Here is a 14,791-nt window from a genome sequence, read left to right as displayed (position 1 = left end):
TTCTCGCTGGTTCAGAATTTGGTCAAGGACAAACCGGCCCAGGTGGCGAGCAGGCCACCCACTACACTGAGGCTGGCATAGCCGAACGCCAGGGGCGCTTGCCCGCTTTCGAGCAGGCGTACGGTGTCCATGGAAAAGGATGAAAAGGTCGTCAGGCCGCCAAGGAAGCCGACGATCAGGCCTGCGCGCAGCTCGACCGGCACCAGCGGGCGATGCAGAAACAGCCCGTAGAGCAAGCCGATCAGCAGGCAGCCAATCAGGTTGACCGCCAGCGTACCGAGATAGAAGTGGCGTGGCCAGTGGGCATTGACCCAATTTCCCGCGGCAAAGCGCAGCAGCGTGCCGGCAATGCCCCCGGCGCTGACTGCGGCCACCAGGGCAATCATGGCTTCCTCCGCTGGCGCGGGCTCAGGCGATCGAGTTCGGCCAGGTGGCGCAGCTTCTCGCCGATCTTCAGTTCCAGGCCGCGAGGCACCGGCTGGTAGTACTGGCGCGGCGCGAGGTCATCGGGAAAGTAGTCTTCGCCCGCCGCATAGGCATCGGGCTCGTCGTGGGCATAACGGTACTCGTCGCCGTAGCCCAGCTGCTTCATCAGCTTGGTGGGTGCGTTGCGCAGGTGCAGTGGCACTTCCAGCGAACCATGCTCGGCGGCTTCGCGCAGGGCGGTCTTGAAGCCCATGTACACCGCGTTGCTCTTGGGCGCACAGGCCAGGTACGTAATGGCCTGGGCCACGGCCAGCTCGCCCTCGGGGCTGCCCAGGCGCTCCTGCACGTCCCACGCGGCCAGACACAGGCTCAGCGCACGCGGGTCGGCGTTGCCGATGTCTTCGCTGGCCATGCGCACCACGCGCCGCGCCAGGTACAACGGGTCGCAGCCGCCATCGAGCATGCGTGCGAACCAGTACAGCGCCCCATCGGGGTTGGAGCCGCGCACCGATTTGTGCAATGCGGAAATCTGGTCGTAGAAGGCCTCGCCGCCCTTGTCGAAACGTCGACGGGTATCACCGAGCAGGCTTTGCAGCAGCTCCACCCCGATCTCGCTGCCGTCTTCGGCCAGGTCCGAGGCATTCTCCAGCAGGTTGAGCAGGCGCCGGCCATCGCCATCGGCGGCAGCCAGCAGCATCTTGAAGGCTTCGTCGCCCAGGCTCAGGTTGCGCTTGCCCAGGCCGCGCTCCTCGGTCAGTGCGCGCTCCACCAGGCGGTGCAACGCGGCTTCGTCCAGGCTCTTGAGCACATACACACGCGCCCGCGACAGCAGGGCGTTGTTGAGTTCGAACGAGGGGTTTTCGGTGGTGGCGCCGATGAAGATCAGCGTGCCGTCTTCCACATACGGCAGAAAGGCGTCCTGCTGCGACTTGTTGAAGCGGTGCACTTCGTCGACGAACAGGATGGTGCGCCGCCCGTACTGGGCGGCCTGCTGCTTGGCGATCTCCACCGCCTGGCGGATCTCCTTGACCCCGGCCAGTACGGCTGAAACAGTCTCGAAGTGCGCCTCGCAGAACTGTGCCAGCAAACGCGCCAGGGTGGTCTTGCCCACCCCGGGCGGGCCCCAGAAGATCATCGAGTGCAGCGCGCCCTGCTCCAGTGCCTCGCGCAGCGGCTTGCCGCGCGCCAGCAGGTGCTGCTGGCCGACGTATTCGTCCAGGTTGGCCGGGCGCAGGCGCGCGGCCAAGGGCTGGGCAACAGGGTCACTTCGAAACAGGTCCATGGACGCGGGCTTGACCTCTTTACTCTTGAATCACGTCGGCGCCTTCAGGCACGACGAACTTGAATTTGCTCGCCGGGATCGGCTCATTGGCCTTGACCCCGCTGAACAGGATATTGGTGCGCTGGCCGACGCTGTCGATCAGTTGCATATCGTTCACCAGCCCCTTGCGGAACGACAGGCGCAGCGAGTCGAACAGGGTGTCCTTGGTTTTGGGCTTGAGCGTGAAATCGATCACGTCACCCTGTTGCTTGGAGGTGATATCGAAGCTCTGGCTGATTTTCGAGATATCACCCGACAACAGCAAGGCCGGCGTTTCGGTCAGACGCTCGTCGAGCTTCTTGATGGTCGCCTGCTCCAGGTCCGGGTCCCACAGGGTCACCTTCTTGCCGTCCGACACCACCACCTGCTCGGCAGGCGCATCGGTGTGCCAGTAGAACAGGCCAGGGCGCTGTACCGCCATCTGACCGGTGGTTTCCTGCAACTGGGTGCCGCTGCCATCGAGGGTCAGTTGCGAGAAACCGGCAGAAATGGTCTTGGACGTCTCCAGCAATTGGGTCAGGCTTTTGACGTCCGCCTCTGCGGCGAAAACCGAAGCGCTGGACAGGGCCATGGCGGAAACCAACAGCATGCGAATCAGGCGCATGGAAATCCTCGTTGCAGTAGGGGTGGGCCGGCGGCCGTCAATGGCCGCCGGCAGATAAGGAATCATCAGTCGCGCATCGGTCCGGGCGCAATCACTTCACGCGAACCGTTGGTGTTCATGGCAGTGACCACACCGGCCATTTCCATCGCCTCGATCATGCGGGCGGCGCGGTTGTAGCCAATCTTGAGCTTGCGCTGTACCGCGGAAATGGAGGCACGACGGCTTTCGAGCACGAACTGCACGGCCTCGTCGTACAGCGCGTCGGTTTCGGCGTCATCGTCACCGCCACCACCACCGCCCCCATCGAAGCCGCTGCCGGCCTCTTCGACACCGCTGAGGATGTCGTCGTTGTAGTCCGGGGCGCCGCGCAGCTTCCAGGCCTCGACCACGCGGTGAACCTCTTCGTCGGACACGAAGGCGCCGTGCACGCGAATCGGCAGGCTGGTGCCCGGCGGCATGTACAGCATGTCACCATGGCCCAGCAGTTGTTCGGCGCCGCCCTGGTCGATGATGGTGCGCGAGTCGATCTTGCTCGATACCTGGAACGCCATGCGGGTCGGGATGTTGGCCTTGATCAGGCCGGTGATCACGTCCACCGACGGACGCTGGGTGGCCAGGATCAGGTGGATACCGGCAGCCCGCGCCTTCTGCGCGATACGGGCGATCAGTTCTTCGACCTTCTTGCCGACGATCATCATCATGTCGGCGAATTCGTCCACCACCACCACGATGGTCGGCAGGGTCTTGAGCAGCGGCGGCACGTCATCCATGCTTTCGCGCTTGAACATCGGGTCGTAGATCGGCTCGCCCGCTTCTTCGGCGTCCTTGATCTTGCGGTTGAAGCCGGCCAGGTTGCGCACGCCCATGGCCGCCATCAGCTTGTAGCGGCGCTCCATCTCGGCCACGCTCCAGCGCAGGGCATTGGCGGCGTCCTTCATGTCGGTGACCACCGGGCACAGCAGGTGCGGGATGCCTTCGTAGATCGACAGCTCGAGCATCTTCGGGTCGATCATGATCAATTTGGCGTCTTCGGGGCCGGACTTGAACAGGATCGACAGGATCATCGCGTTCACGCCCACCGATTTACCGGAACCTGTGGTACCGGCCACCAGCAGGTGCGGCATCTTGGCCAGGTCGGTGATCACCGGCTTGCCGCCGATATCGTGCCCCAGGGCCATGGTCACAGGCGACTTGGCCTCGTCATACTGCGGCGACGACAGCACCTCGGAGAAGCGCACGATCTGGCGGTCTTCGTTGGGGATCTCGATACCCACCGTGGTCTTGCCCGGGATCACTTCGACCACGCGCACGCTGGTTACCGCCAGCGAGCGCGCCAGGTCCTTGGCCAGGTTGGCGATGCGGCTGACCTTGACCCCGGCGGCCGGCTGGATTTCGTAGCGGGTGATCACCGGGCCGGGGTGGATCGAGTCCACCGACACTTCAACCCCGAACTCCTTGAGCTTGATTTCCAGCAGATGGCCCACGCCCGCCAAGGACTCTGGCGAATAGTTGACCTTCTTCTTCTCGGCCGGGTCGAGAATCGAAATCGGCGGCAGCGTGCCTTCGATGGCGCTGTCCACGAACAACGGTGCCTGCTTTTCCTTCTGCACGCGCTTGCTCGGCTCTGGCGCCTTGGCCGGCGCCGGCATGATCACCGGTGGCACATGCTGCTCGCGTTCGGCCACATGCTTGCTCAGCGCGGTATCGCGCTCGATGATGCGTTCCTTGGCCTTGAGCTGCTCGCGGCGGTCGGGCACCACAGGCGCCACCACGTCGTGCACCTGCTCGTCGACTTCACGCAGTTGGGCAACCAGGCGCTTGCGCTCGTTGCGCCCGGCCCACCAGCGGTTGGCAGCACCCTGGAACAGTTCGAACAGGTCGAGGGTGATCTTGCCGGTGATGTCCATCACCTTGAACCACGACAGGTCGGTGAACACGGTCAGGCCGAACAGGAACAGCGCGATGAACATCAGGGTGCTGCCCTGCACGTTCAGCGCATTCTTGGCCAGGTCACCCAGGCTTTCGCCCAGCGCGCCGCCCGCCGAGGCCGGCAGGCTCGGGGCCGAATGGAAATGGATATGCGCCAGCGCGGCGCCCGACAGCACCAGGAACACCAGGCCGATCAAACGCCAGGAGAACAGCCAGCCGCTCCACTGCCAGGGCTGATGACGTTCGCGGAAGATCTGCCAGGTCTTGATCGCCAGCAGCAACGGGAAGATATAGGCGAAATAGCCCAGCACCATGAACAACACGTCGGCAAAGAACGCCCCGGCGCGACCGGCGGCGTTCTGCACCTGCTCGACATTGCTGGTATGGCTGAAGCCCGGGTCGGCCTGGTCGTAGGTGAGCAGGGCCATCCACAGGTACAGGCACAGCGCGCCCATGGCGATCAGCGCACCTTCCTTGAGCCGGTAGTGCAGCTGCTGGCGCCAGATCGGCTCGGGGTTGGGTGTTGCGGTGGATTTCTTCAAAACGCGTCTATTCCTGCGCTCAATGCGCGTCCAACAGGGGTCGACCGGGCGACCGGGTCAACAAACCACTACTTTTAACATTACTGCCCGCCTGCCGCCATGACGGCACGCCGGAACGAGGCGTAAACGGGGGCCAATTTCCTATACGGCAATTTGAGCACGCATTCTCTTTTGTGACAAAGGCTTATGCGGGGTTTTTGCGTAGTTGGGACAGCATAGTGCAGGTTAAGTTGCGCCGCCCGCCAACGCCGGCGGCGCAACGGCAGGCGCCGGCCTTGCCGACGAAGCCTTTTGCGGCGATCCTTCCCCTCCCCTCCTCCACCGCACGGCGACCCACCTCCATGCTGACCTGGCTGAGCCGCAACAACCTGGACTTCCCGCCCCTGGAAAAGGCCCTGCACGAACCCAACGGCCTGCTCGCCGCCGGCGGCGACCTGAGTGCCGAGCGCCTGGTGCAGGCCTATCGCCATGGCTGCTTCCCCTGGTACCAGGACGGCCAGCCGATCCTGTGGTGGTCGCCCGACCCGCGCACCGTATTGTTCCCGGACGAGCTGCACGTGTCGCGCTCGCTGCGCAAGGTCATTCGCCAGGGCCGCTATCAGGTCAGCTTCGACCAGGACTTTGCCAGCGTGATCAGTGCCTGTGCGGCGCCTCGCGACTATGCCGACGGCACCTGGATCACCGACCCCATGCAGGCTGCCTACCTCACGCTGCACCAGCAGGGCTTCGCCCACTCGGTGGAAGTGCGCGAAAACGGCGAGCTGGTGGGCGGGCTCTACGGCCTGGCCATGGGCCGCCTGTTCTTTGGCGAATCGATGTTCAGCCGCGCCGACAACGCCTCCAAGGTGGGCTTCGTGCACCTGGTCGAACACCTCAAGGCGGCCGGCTTCGTGCTCATCGACTGCCAGATGCCCACCAACCACCTGCACAGCCTCGGCGCCCGCGCCATCGCCCGCAGCGCCTTTGCCGAGTACCTGCGCAACTACCTCGACCAGCCGGCCAACGTCAGCTGGGCCTGACGTCCTGGCGTTTGCTAGGCGAGTTTTCACAGCTGGCTTACACTTAATCCAAACGCACCTCCCGAGGGGTTGATCATGACAGAGCTGGCGCGGTTGAAGTTTTATGCCACTCAACCCCATGCCTGCAGCTACCTGCCAGACGAGCAAGCCACCACGCTGTTTCTCGACCCGAGCCAGCCAATGGACGCCAACGTCTACGCAGACCTGTCGGAAATGGGCTTTCGTCGCAGCGGCGACCACCTGTACCGCCCGCATTGCCAGAACTGCAACGCGTGCGTACCTGCGCGCATTCCGGCGGCTCGCTTTACGCCCAATCGCCAGCAGAAGCGCATCATCAAGCGCAACGCCGACCTGGTGGTGACCCCCGCACGCCCTCGGTTCAACGAAGAATACTTCGAGCTGTACCGCCGCTACATCGAGCAGCGCCATGCCGACGGCGACATGTACCCGCCCAGCCGCGACCAGTTCTCCACCTTCCTGGTCCGCGACCTGCCGTTTTCACGCTTCTACGAGTTTCGCCTGGACGGCAAGCTGCTGGCGGTGGCGGTCACCGACCTGCTGCCCAACGGCGTATCGGCGGTGTACACCTTCTACGAACCCCAGGAAGAACGGCGCAGCCTGGGACGTTTCGCGATCCTCTGGCAGATCAGCGAAACCCTGCGCCTGGGGCTTGAAGCGGTCTATCTCGGGTACTGGATCAAGAACTGCAAAAAGATGAATTACAAGACCCAGTACCGCCCCATCGAGCTGCTGATCAATCAACGATGGGTCACGCTTAACTGAAACCCTTGGCTTGAACCCCATTTTTCGGGCACAATGCACGCCACTTTTTAGCCTGGCGCAGTTGCACCGGGCCGGCAACTGGACACCGAGGGCTTTACTGCATGTCGAAAGAAGACAGCTTCGAAATGGAAGGCACTGTCGTCGACACCCTGCCCAACACCATGTTCCGCGTGGAGTTGGAAAATGGGCACGTCGTTACCGCGCATATCTCCGGCAAGATGCGCAAGAACTACATCCGTATTCTCACCGGCGACAAGGTCCGCGTCGAACTGACGCCTTATGACCTGAGCAAAGGGCGCATCACCTACCGCGCCCGCTAAACGCTACACACAAGAACGCCCGGCCAGTGCCGGGCGTTTTTGCGTGCCTGCCTGAAAAGCCTCGCCGGCAAGGCCGACCCCTACCAGGGCTGCATCACCCCGCAGGAGCCGGCCGTGCCGGCGAACGCGATCAGGCCATCTCGGCCGTGGTCTCGAAGTCGAACACCAGCTCGCCATCGCGCAGGTCGATGTGCACCACGCCGCCATGCTCGGCCAGCTCGCCAAACAGGATCTCTTCGGCCAGCGGCCGCTTGATCTTGTCCTGGATAAGCCGCGCCATGGGCCGCGCACCCATCTGCGCATCGTAGCCACCGGCTGCCAGGTAGCTGCGAGCAGCATCCGACACCTCCAGCAGTACGCGCTTGTCTTCCAGCTGGGCCTGCAGTTCGGTGAGGAACTTGTCGACCACGCTCTTGATCACTTCGTGGCTCAGGCGACCAAACTGGATGATGGTGTCCAGGCGGTTGCGGAACTCCGGCGTGAAGCTCTTCTTGATCACTTCCATCGCGTCGGACGAGTGGTCCTGATGGGTAAACCCGATCGAGGCCCGTGCCGCAGTCTCGGCGCCGGCGTTGGTGGTCATGATCACGATGACGTTGCGAAAGTCCGCCTTGCGCCCGTTGTTGTCGGTCAGGGTACCGTGGTCCATCACCTGCAGCAGCAGGTTGAAGACTTCCGGGTGAGCCTTCTCGATTTCATCGAGCAGCAGCACGCAATGTGGCTGCTTGGTGATGGCTTCGGTCAACAGGCCGCCCTGGTCGAAACCGACATAGCCCGGAGGCGCACCGATCAGGCGCGACACGGTGTGACGCTCCATGTACTCGGACATGTCGAAACGCACCAGCTCGACCCCCAGCGCCTTGGCCAGCTGACGCGCCGCCTCAGTCTTGCCCACCCCGGTAGGGCCTGCAAACAGGAACGAGCCCACCGGCTTGTCCGGCGCCTTCAGGCCGGCACGCGACAGCTTGATGGCGGTGGCCAGCGAATCGATCGCGGCATCCTGGCCAAACACGGTCAGCTTCAGGTCGCGCTCCAGGTTGCGCAGCAGCTCCTTGTCGGAACTGGTGACGTGCTTTGGCGGAATGCGCGCAATCTTGGCGACGATGTCTTCCACCTGCTGCACATCGATGCGCTTGACGCGCTTCTCGACCGGCTGCAGGCGCTGGTACGCCCCCGCCTCGTCGATCACGTCGATGGCCTTGTCCGGCATATGCCGGTCATTGATGTAGCGCGCTGCAAGCTCCGCTGCGGCACGCAGCGACTCATCGCTGTACTCGATGCTGTGATGGGACTCGAAACGCCCCTTGAGGCCGCGCAGGATGCCGATGGTGTCTTCCACCGACGGCTCGCTGACATCCACCTTCTGGAAGCGCCGCGCCAGGGCCCGGTCCTTCTCGAAGATGCCGCGGAACTCCTGGAACGTAGTCGAGCCGATGCAACGGATATCACCCGAAGACAGCAGCGGCTTGAGCAGGTTGGACGCATCCATCACCCCGCCCGATGCCGCACCGGCGCCGATGATGGTGTGGATTTCGTCGATGAACAGGATCGCCTGCGGACGCTTGCGCAGTTCGCCGAGCAGCGCCTTGAAGCGCTTCTCGAAGTCGCCACGGTACTTGGTACCGGCCAGCAAGGCGCCCAGGTCCAGCGAATAGACCACGCTCTGGGCCAGCAGGTCAGGCACCTGACCGTCGACGATACGCTTGGCCAGGCCTTCGGCGATGGCGGTCTTGCCCACCCCGGCCTCGCCCACCAGCAGCGGGTTGTTCTTGCGCCGACGCGCAAGGATCTGCGCCACGCGCTCGACCTCGGTCTCGCGCCCCACCAGCGGGTCGATACGCCCCTGGCGTGCCAGTTCGTTGAGGTTGCTGGCATAGGCATCCAGCGGATTGCTCGAGGACGAGGCTTCGCCGCCGTCTTCGTCCTGCATGTCCTGCTCGCCGTCCTGGTGTTCGCCATGGCCCGGCACCTTGGAGATACCGTGGGCGATGTAGTTGACCACGTCGATTCGCGCGACACTTTGCTGTTTGAGCAGGAACACCGCCTGGCTTTCCTGCTCGCTGAAGATCGCCACCAGCACATTGGCGCCGGTGACTTCACGTTTACCCGAGCTCTGTACATGGAACACGGCACGCTGAAGCACCCGCTGGAAGCCCAGGGTTGGCTGGGTCTCGCGGTCTTCATCATGCACGGGGATCAGTGGCGTGGTGGAGTCGATGAACTCCTGCAGGTCGTGCTTGAGCTTGTCGAGGTTGGCTCCACAGGCACGCAAAACGGTTGCGGCGGCCTCATTATCCAAAAGCGCCAGCAGAAGGTGTTCGACGGTCATGAACTCATGACGCTTCGAACGGGCCTCCTTGAAGGCCAGATTGAGGGTGACTTCGAGCTCGCGGTTTAACATAGCTTCACCTCATACCCAAGTGGTCGGCGATTAACCGTCCTTCTCGATTTCACAGAGTAGCGGATGCTGGCTTTCCCGGGCGTATTGGTTGACCTGCATGGCCTTGGTCTCGGCGATGTCGCGGGTAAACAATCCGCACACTGCCCGCCCTTCTGTATGGACGGCCAGCATGACCTTGGTCGCCAGCTCGCGATTCAGGTTAAAAAACACCTCGAGCACTTCGACGACGAAATCCATCGGTGTGTAGTCATCGTTGAACAAAACCACCTTGTACATCGGTGGTGCCTGCAGCGCGGGCTTGGCTTCCTGTACCGCCAGACCAGAGCCATCGTCCTCATCCTGCTGCGGGCGATCCTGATTGAATGTTAGTCGAATCTGGCTATGTGCATGCATGGAAAGAAATTCATCATTTCGACAGGTTAAGGTTGAATGTGGACCGCCTGGCCACACGCCGGAACGGCCGTCGCCTGACCTTGACTATCGGCAAATCGGTGTTACAACCAATAAGAGCCCACCGTGGTCGATAAAGATCCGCGCAGTCAACCAGAATTTTCGCAGGTTCATAGGCGGATGGAGTGGATGATACTCCAGTGATGGAGTCCTTTGCAGAGGGATATGAGGATGGCAACCGGCAAAGTCAAGTGGTTCAACAATGCCAAGGGATTCGGATTCATCAACGAGGATGGCAAGGATGAGGACCTGTTTGCCCACTTCTCTGCCATTAACATGGAAGGTTACAAGACCCTGAAGGCCGGACAAGTCGTCACATTCGATATCATTCAGGCACCCAAGGGGTTTCATGCGCAGAACATAAGACCCGTCGTCACCAGCGCCCAGAGCGAGCCCGCCGGCAGCGCGACCACGATCGACGCCTGAACACCCCAGGAACACCAGGGCCGGCCTGCCCTCTCGGACAGGCCGGCCTTTTGCTGCCCGCTTACATGTGCTTGATCAGCGCCTCACCGAAGCCCGAGCTCGACACCAGCGTCGCGCCTTCCATCAGGCGTTCGAAGTCGTAGGTCACGGTCTTGGCCTTGATAGCCCCGTTGGTGCCCTTGATGATCAGGTCCGCCGCCTCTGTCCAGCCCAGGTGACGCAGCATCATCTCGGCCGACAGGATCACCGAACCAGGGTTGACCTGATCCTTGCCGGCGTACTTGGGCGCCGTGCCGTGGGTGGCCTCGAACATGGCCACGGTGTCCGACAGGTTGGCACCCGGCGCGATACCGATACCGCCCACCTCCGCCGCCAGGGCGTCGGACAGGTAGTCACCGTTCAGGTTGAGGGTGGCGATCACGTCGTACTCGGCCGGACGCAGCAGGATCTGCTGGAGCATGGCGTCGGCAATGGCGTCCTTGACGATCACTTCACGCCCGGTCTTGGGGTTCTTGAATTTCATCCACGGGCCGCCATCGAGCAGCTCGGCGCCGAATTCGTTCTTGGCCACCTCGTAGCCCCAGTCCTTGAAGGCCCCCTCGGTGAACTTCATGATGTTGCCCTTGTGCACGATGGTCAGCGACTCGCGGTCGTTATCCACCACATACTGCAGGGCCTTGCGCACCAGGCGCTGGGTGCCTTCCTTGGAAACCGGCTTGATGCCGATGCCGCAATCCTGGTCGAAGCGGATCTTGGTGACACCCATTTCCTCCTTGAGGAACTTGATGACCTTGTTCGCCTCGGGCGAGCCGGCCTTCCACTCGATGCCGGCATAGATGTCCTCGGAGTTCTCGCGAAAGATCACCATGTCGACGTCGCCAGGTTTTTTCACCGGGCTGGGCACACCCTCGAACCACACCACCGGACGCAGGCACACGTACAGGTCCAGTTGCTGGCGCAGGGCGACGTTCAGCGAACGGATGCCACCGCCGACCGGGGTGGTCAGCGGGCCCTTGATCGATACCACGTAGTCTTTCACCGCATCCAGGGTTTCCTGGGGCAGCCAGGTGTCCTGGTCGTAGACCTGGGTGGCCTTCTCGCCGGCGTACACCTCCATCCAGGAGATCTTGCGCTTGCCGCCATAAGCCTTTTCGACTGCAGCATCGACCACCTTGATCATCACCGGGCTGACATCGACGCCAATACCGTCACCTTCAATGAAGGGGATGATCGGATTGTCGGGAACATTGAGAGAATGGTCTGCGTTGACGGTGATTTTGTCACCGACTGCCGGAACCTTGATTTTCTGGTATCCCATGCTGCACTCCGCTTTTTTCTGGTTGATAGGACTTCATGCAATCCCCAGAGCCTAACCCAGTTGAACGCAGACGCAAACCTCGCCGAAAAAACCGTCATACCAGCGTAAAACGCTCTACGTCTTTGGTCTAAAAGTGGCCATCCGACATGTTGACCTTGATGATTACGACCAAGGGTTTGATATACTCCGCCGGTGACCAAAGGGTCACTGGGGGCGACCGGTCCGAATAGAGACGTCCGGCCCCGACAAGACTGGGCTGTTACCGCAGTTCAGCCGTTTGACACTCGACTGATGCAACCCACCATCACAGCCCGGAATCCTCGACTTTCTGCTCATGGATCCGCTTGAGCGAAGCGCCTATCCTGCGCACCCCTCGAGATTCCGCGCACGCTCAGCAAAACAGAGAGTTAACCCGAATATGCCCACCCGATCCAAGATCATCTACACCTTCACCGACGAAGCCCCCGCCCTCGCCACCTACTCACTGCTGCCCATCGTCGAAGCGTTCACCGCCACTGCCGACATCGCCGTCGAAACCCGTGACATCTCGCTCGCTGGCCGTATCCTCTCTGCCTTCCCTGAACAGCTCGGCGCCGACAAGCAAGTGGCCGACCACCTGGCAGAACTGGGCCAACTGGCAACCACGCCTGAAGCCAACATCATCAAGCTGCCGAACATCAGCGCCTCGGTACCGCAGCTGAAGGCCGCGATCAAGGAACTGCAAGCCAAGGGCTTCAACATCCCGGACTACCCGGACACCGTCAGCACCGACGCGGAAAAAGAAGCCCGCGCCCGCTACGACCGCATCAAGGGCAGCGCCGTGAACCCGGTACTGCGCGAAGGTAACTCCGACCGCCGCGCACCGCTGTCGGTCAAGAACTACGCCCGCAAGCACCCGCACAAGATGGGCGCCTGGGCAGCCGACTCCAAGTCGCACGTCGCGCACATGGACAACGGCGACTTCTACGGCAGCGAAAAAGCCGCGCTGATCGAAGCCGATGACAGCCTGCGCATCGAACTGCTGGCCAAGGACGGTTCGACCACCGTCCTGAAAGAGAAAACCGCGGTCAAGGCCGGCGAAATCGTCGACTGCGCCGTGCTCAGCACCAAGGCCCTGCGCAGCTTCATCGCTGCCCAGATCGAAGAAGCCAAGGCCCAGGGCGTACTGCTGTCGGTTCACCTGAAAGCCACCATGATGAAGGTCTCCGACCCGATCATGTTCGGCCAGATCGTCGCCGAGTACTACAAGGACGCGCTGACCAAGCACGCCGCCGTACTGGAGCAGGTCGGCTTCAACCTGAACAACGGCATCGGCGACCTGTACGCCCGCATCAAGGACCTGCCAGCCGAGCAGCAGGCCCAGATCGAAGCCGACGTGCAGGCCGTGTATGCCGTGCGCCCGGCGCTGGCCATGGTCAACTCCGACAAGGGCATCACCAACCTGCACGTGCCGAGCGACGTCATCGTCGACGCCTCGATGCCGGCGATGATCCGCGACTCGGGCAAGATGTGGAACACCGAAGGCCAGCTGCAGGACACCAAGGCAGTGATCCCGGATCGCTGCTACGCCACCATCTACCAGGCGGTGATCGAAGACTGCAAGCAACACGGCGCCTTCGACCCTACCACCATGGGCAGCGTGCCGAACGTCGGCCTGATGGCACAGAAGGCCGAAGAGTACGGCTCCCACGACAAGACCTTCCAGGCCAAGGCTGATGGCGTGATCCGCGTCGTCGACGGCAAAGGCAACCTGCTGCTGTCCCAGGACGTCGAGGCCGGCGACATCTTCCGCATGTGCCAGACCAAGGACGCGCCGATCCAGGACTGGGTCAAGCTGGCCGTCAACCGTGCCCGCGCCAGCGCCACCCCGGCGATCTTCTGGCTCGACCCGCAACGCGCCCACGACGGCGTGCTGATCGAGAAGGTCCAGAAGTACCTGAAAGACCACGACACCACCGGCCTGGACATCCGTGTCCTGTCGCCTGTCGAGGCCATGAAGGTTTCGCTGCAGCGCATCCGTGCCGGCGAAGACACCATCTCGGTCACCGGCAACGTGCTGCGTGACTACCTGACCGACCTGTTCCCGATCATGGAACTGGGCACCAGCGCCAAGATGCTGTCGATCGTGCCGCTGATGAACAACGGCGGCCTGTTCGAAACCGGCGCCGGCGGTTCGGCACCCAAGCACGTGCAACAGCTGGTGGAAGAAAACTTCCTGCGCTGGGATTCGCTGGGCGAGTTCCTGGCCCTGGCAGCTTCGCTCGAGCACCTGAGCACCGCCTACGCCAACCCCAAGGCCAAGGTACTGGCTGCGACCCTGGACCAGGCCACCGGCCAGTTCCTGGACAACAACAAGTCCCCTGCGCGCAAGGTTGGCAGCATCGACAACCGTGGCAGCCACTTCTACCTGACCCTGTACTGGGCCCAGGCACTGGCTGCACAGACCGATGACGCGGCGCTGCAAGCACGCTTCGCACCGCTGGCCAAGGCACTGACCGAGAACGAAGCGACCATCGTCGCCGAGCTCAACGCAGTCCAGGGCAAGCCGGTTGAAATCGGTGGTTACTACTACCCCGATGCCGAGCTGACCGCCAAGGCAATGCGCCCGAGCCAGACCTTCAACAACGCGGTTGCCGCGCTGTAAGGTTGGCTTGAGCTGACACACAGACCCCGGCCACGCACCGGGGTTTGTGCTTTCTGGACATCGGCGGCGCCCTCTTCGCCGGCAAGGCCGGCTCCTACAGCCCTTTGTAGGAGCCGGCCTTGCCGGCGAAGAGGCACGCCACCCCACTACGAAGGCACCCGCATGACCTGGCAACCCCACATCACCGTCGCCACCATCGTCGAAGACAACGGCCGCTTCCTGCTGGTCGAGGAATTCAAGGCCGGCCGGCACGTCTTCAACCAGCCCGCCGGCCACCTCGAAGCCAACGAAACCCTGCTCGAAGCCGCCCTGCGCGAGACCCTCGAAGAAACCGCCTGGGACGTCGAGCTTACCGGCATCGTCGGCATCTACCTCTATACCGCCCCCAGCAACGGCGTGACCTACCAGCGCATCTGCTTCGCTGCCCGCCCGCTTCGCCACCACCCCGAACGCGCCCTGGACACCGACATCGTGCGCGCCACCTGGCTCACCCGCGACGAACTGCTGGCCGACCCCGAGCGCTGGCGCAGCGAGCTGGTGCCGCAATGCATCGACGACTACCTGGCCGGCCCGCTGCACAGCCTGAGCCTGATCCGCAATTGAAGCCG

13 protein-coding genes are annotated in these 14,791 nt (G+C 62.7%); 6 read left to right on the top strand and 7 right to left on the bottom strand.

What is annotated here, in order from left to right; genetic code table 11:
• Positions 1 to 11: 11 nt before the first annotated feature.
• The 4 genes from crcB to ftsK all read right to left on the bottom strand — a co-directional run bounded on the left by crcB (position 12) and on the right by ftsK (position 4,822).
• Complete coding sequence (gene crcB, locus ACPRTJ_RS20375; RefSeq protein WP_043860846.1) at positions 12 to 386, bottom strand: fluoride efflux transporter CrcB; 375 nt, start codon at positions 384 to 386, stop codon at positions 12 to 14.
• Positions 383 to 1,708 carry a replication-associated recombination protein A gene (locus tag ACPRTJ_RS20370; RefSeq protein WP_043860847.1) on the bottom strand — a complete coding sequence of 442 codons (1,326 nt, stop codon included), beginning with the start codon at positions 1,706 to 1,708 and terminating at the stop codon, positions 383 to 385. Before ACPRTJ_RS20370 ends, crcB begins: the two co-directional genes overlap by 4 nt.
• A gap of 19 nt (positions 1,709 to 1,727) precedes the next feature.
• Positions 1,728 to 2,351, bottom strand: coding sequence for an outer membrane lipoprotein chaperone LolA (gene lolA, locus ACPRTJ_RS20365; RefSeq protein WP_043860848.1), 624 nt, complete (start codon positions 2,349 to 2,351; stop codon positions 1,728 to 1,730).
• Positions 2,352 to 2,416: 65 nt separating this feature from the next.
• Positions 2,417 to 4,822: a DNA translocase FtsK gene (ftsK, locus tag ACPRTJ_RS20360; RefSeq protein WP_043860849.1), complete on the bottom strand. Its 2,406-nt coding sequence runs from the start codon at positions 4,820 to 4,822 to the stop codon at positions 2,417 to 2,419.
• A gap of 341 nt (positions 4,823 to 5,163) precedes the next feature.
• Here ftsK and aat point away from each other — a divergent pair, with 341 nt between their 5' ends.
• The 3 genes from aat to infA all read left to right on the top strand — a co-directional run bounded on the left by aat (position 5,164) and on the right by infA (position 6,944).
• Positions 5,164 to 5,841 carry a leucyl/phenylalanyl-tRNA--protein transferase gene (gene aat / locus ACPRTJ_RS20355; RefSeq protein ID WP_302100401.1) on the top strand — a complete coding sequence of 226 codons (678 nt, stop codon included), beginning with the start codon at positions 5,164 to 5,166 and terminating at the stop codon, positions 5,839 to 5,841.
• A gap of 75 nt (positions 5,842 to 5,916) precedes the next feature.
• Positions 5,917 to 6,624 (top strand): arginyltransferase, encoded by a 708-nt coding sequence (locus ACPRTJ_RS20350; protein ID WP_043860851.1) that lies wholly within the window; start codon positions 5,917 to 5,919, stop codon positions 6,622 to 6,624.
• A gap of 101 nt (positions 6,625 to 6,725) precedes the next feature.
• Positions 6,726 to 6,944: a translation initiation factor IF-1 gene (infA, locus tag ACPRTJ_RS20345; RefSeq protein WP_002553999.1), complete on the top strand. Its 219-nt coding sequence runs from the start codon at positions 6,726 to 6,728 to the stop codon at positions 6,942 to 6,944.
• A gap of 130 nt (positions 6,945 to 7,074) precedes the next feature.
• Here infA and clpA read toward each other — a convergent pair whose 3' ends face one another.
• Together clpA and clpS are read right to left on the bottom strand one after the other, a co-directional pair.
• Entirely contained in the window at positions 7,075 to 9,345 is a 2,271-nt protein-coding gene (gene clpA / locus ACPRTJ_RS20340; RefSeq protein WP_043860852.1) for an ATP-dependent Clp protease ATP-binding subunit ClpA, read from the bottom strand.
• A 30-nt stretch (positions 9,346 to 9,375) separates the two neighbouring features.
• The gene (gene clpS / locus ACPRTJ_RS20335) at positions 9,376 to 9,738 is read right to left on the bottom strand and encodes an ATP-dependent Clp protease adapter ClpS (RefSeq protein WP_043860853.1); all 363 of its coding nucleotides are present in this window, start codon (positions 9,736 to 9,738) and stop codon (positions 9,376 to 9,378) included.
• Between the two features lie 228 nt (positions 9,739 to 9,966).
• On the opposite strand from clpS, the gene cspD reads away from it, so the two are divergent.
• Entirely contained in the window at positions 9,967 to 10,221 is a 255-nt protein-coding gene (gene cspD / locus ACPRTJ_RS20330; RefSeq protein WP_058541364.1) for a cold shock domain-containing protein CspD, read from the top strand.
• A 61-nt stretch (positions 10,222 to 10,282) separates the two neighbouring features.
• On the opposite strand, the gene icd is transcribed toward cspD, so the two are convergent.
• The gene (gene icd, locus ACPRTJ_RS20325; RefSeq protein ID WP_043860855.1) at positions 10,283 to 11,539 is read right to left on the bottom strand and encodes an NADP-dependent isocitrate dehydrogenase; all 1,257 of its coding nucleotides are present in this window, start codon (positions 11,537 to 11,539) and stop codon (positions 10,283 to 10,285) included.
• Between the two features lie 418 nt (positions 11,540 to 11,957).
• Between icd and ACPRTJ_RS20320 the strand changes: the two genes are divergently transcribed.
• Together ACPRTJ_RS20320 and ACPRTJ_RS20315 are read left to right on the top strand one after the other, a co-directional pair.
• Complete coding sequence (locus tag ACPRTJ_RS20320) at positions 11,958 to 14,183, top strand: NADP-dependent isocitrate dehydrogenase (RefSeq protein WP_054915101.1); 2,226 nt, start codon at positions 11,958 to 11,960, stop codon at positions 14,181 to 14,183.
• Positions 14,184 to 14,345: 162 nt separating this feature from the next.
• On the top strand, positions 14,346 to 14,786 hold the full coding sequence (locus ACPRTJ_RS20315; protein ID WP_054915102.1) for an NUDIX hydrolase: 441 nt from the start codon (positions 14,346 to 14,348) through the stop codon (positions 14,784 to 14,786).
• Positions 14,787 to 14,791 lie beyond the last annotated feature (5 nt).

Source organism: Pseudomonas palmensis, assembly GCF_049942755.1.
Lineage (GTDB): Bacteria > Pseudomonadota > Gammaproteobacteria > Pseudomonadales > Pseudomonadaceae > Aquipseudomonas > Aquipseudomonas palmensis.
Note: the sequence above shows the minus strand (reverse complement) of the source record. Positions and strands in the feature narration are given on the sequence as shown.

Bases quoted from the DNA above. Each gene is read 5' to 3' on its own strand.
- ACPRTJ_RS20350 (WP_043860851.1), top strand. From the start codon at position 5,917: ATGACAGAGCTGGCGCGGTTGAAGTTTTATGCCACTCAACCCCATGCC.
- infA (WP_002553999.1), top strand. From the start codon at position 6,726: ATGTCGAAAGAAGACAGCTTCGAAATGGAAGGCACTGTCGTCGACACC.
- ACPRTJ_RS20320 (WP_054915101.1), top strand. From the start codon at position 11,958: ATGCCCACCCGATCCAAGATCATCTACACCTTCACCGACGAAGCCCCC.
- aat (WP_302100401.1), top strand. From the start codon at position 5,164: ATGCTGACCTGGCTGAGCCGCAACAACCTGGACTTCCCGCCCCTGGAA.
- icd (WP_043860855.1), bottom strand. From the start codon at position 11,539: ATGGGATACCAGAAAATCAAGGTTCCGGCAGTCGGTGACAAAATCACC.
- clpS (WP_043860853.1), bottom strand. From the start codon at position 9,738: ATGCATGCACATAGCCAGATTCGACTAACATTCAATCAGGATCGCCCG.
- cspD (WP_058541364.1), top strand. From the start codon at position 9,967: ATGGCAACCGGCAAAGTCAAGTGGTTCAACAATGCCAAGGGATTCGGA.
- ACPRTJ_RS20315 (WP_054915102.1), top strand. From the start codon at position 14,346: ATGACCTGGCAACCCCACATCACCGTCGCCACCATCGTCGAAGACAAC.
- ACPRTJ_RS20370 (WP_043860847.1), bottom strand. From the start codon at position 1,708: ATGGACCTGTTTCGAAGTGACCCTGTTGCCCAGCCCTTGGCCGCGCGC.
- clpA (WP_043860852.1), bottom strand. From the start codon at position 9,345: ATGTTAAACCGCGAGCTCGAAGTCACCCTCAATCTGGCCTTCAAGGAG.
- lolA (WP_043860848.1), bottom strand. From the start codon at position 2,351: ATGCGCCTGATTCGCATGCTGTTGGTTTCCGCCATGGCCCTGTCCAGC.
- crcB (WP_043860846.1), bottom strand. From the start codon at position 386: ATGATTGCCCTGGTGGCCGCAGTCAGCGCCGGGGGCATTGCCGGCACG.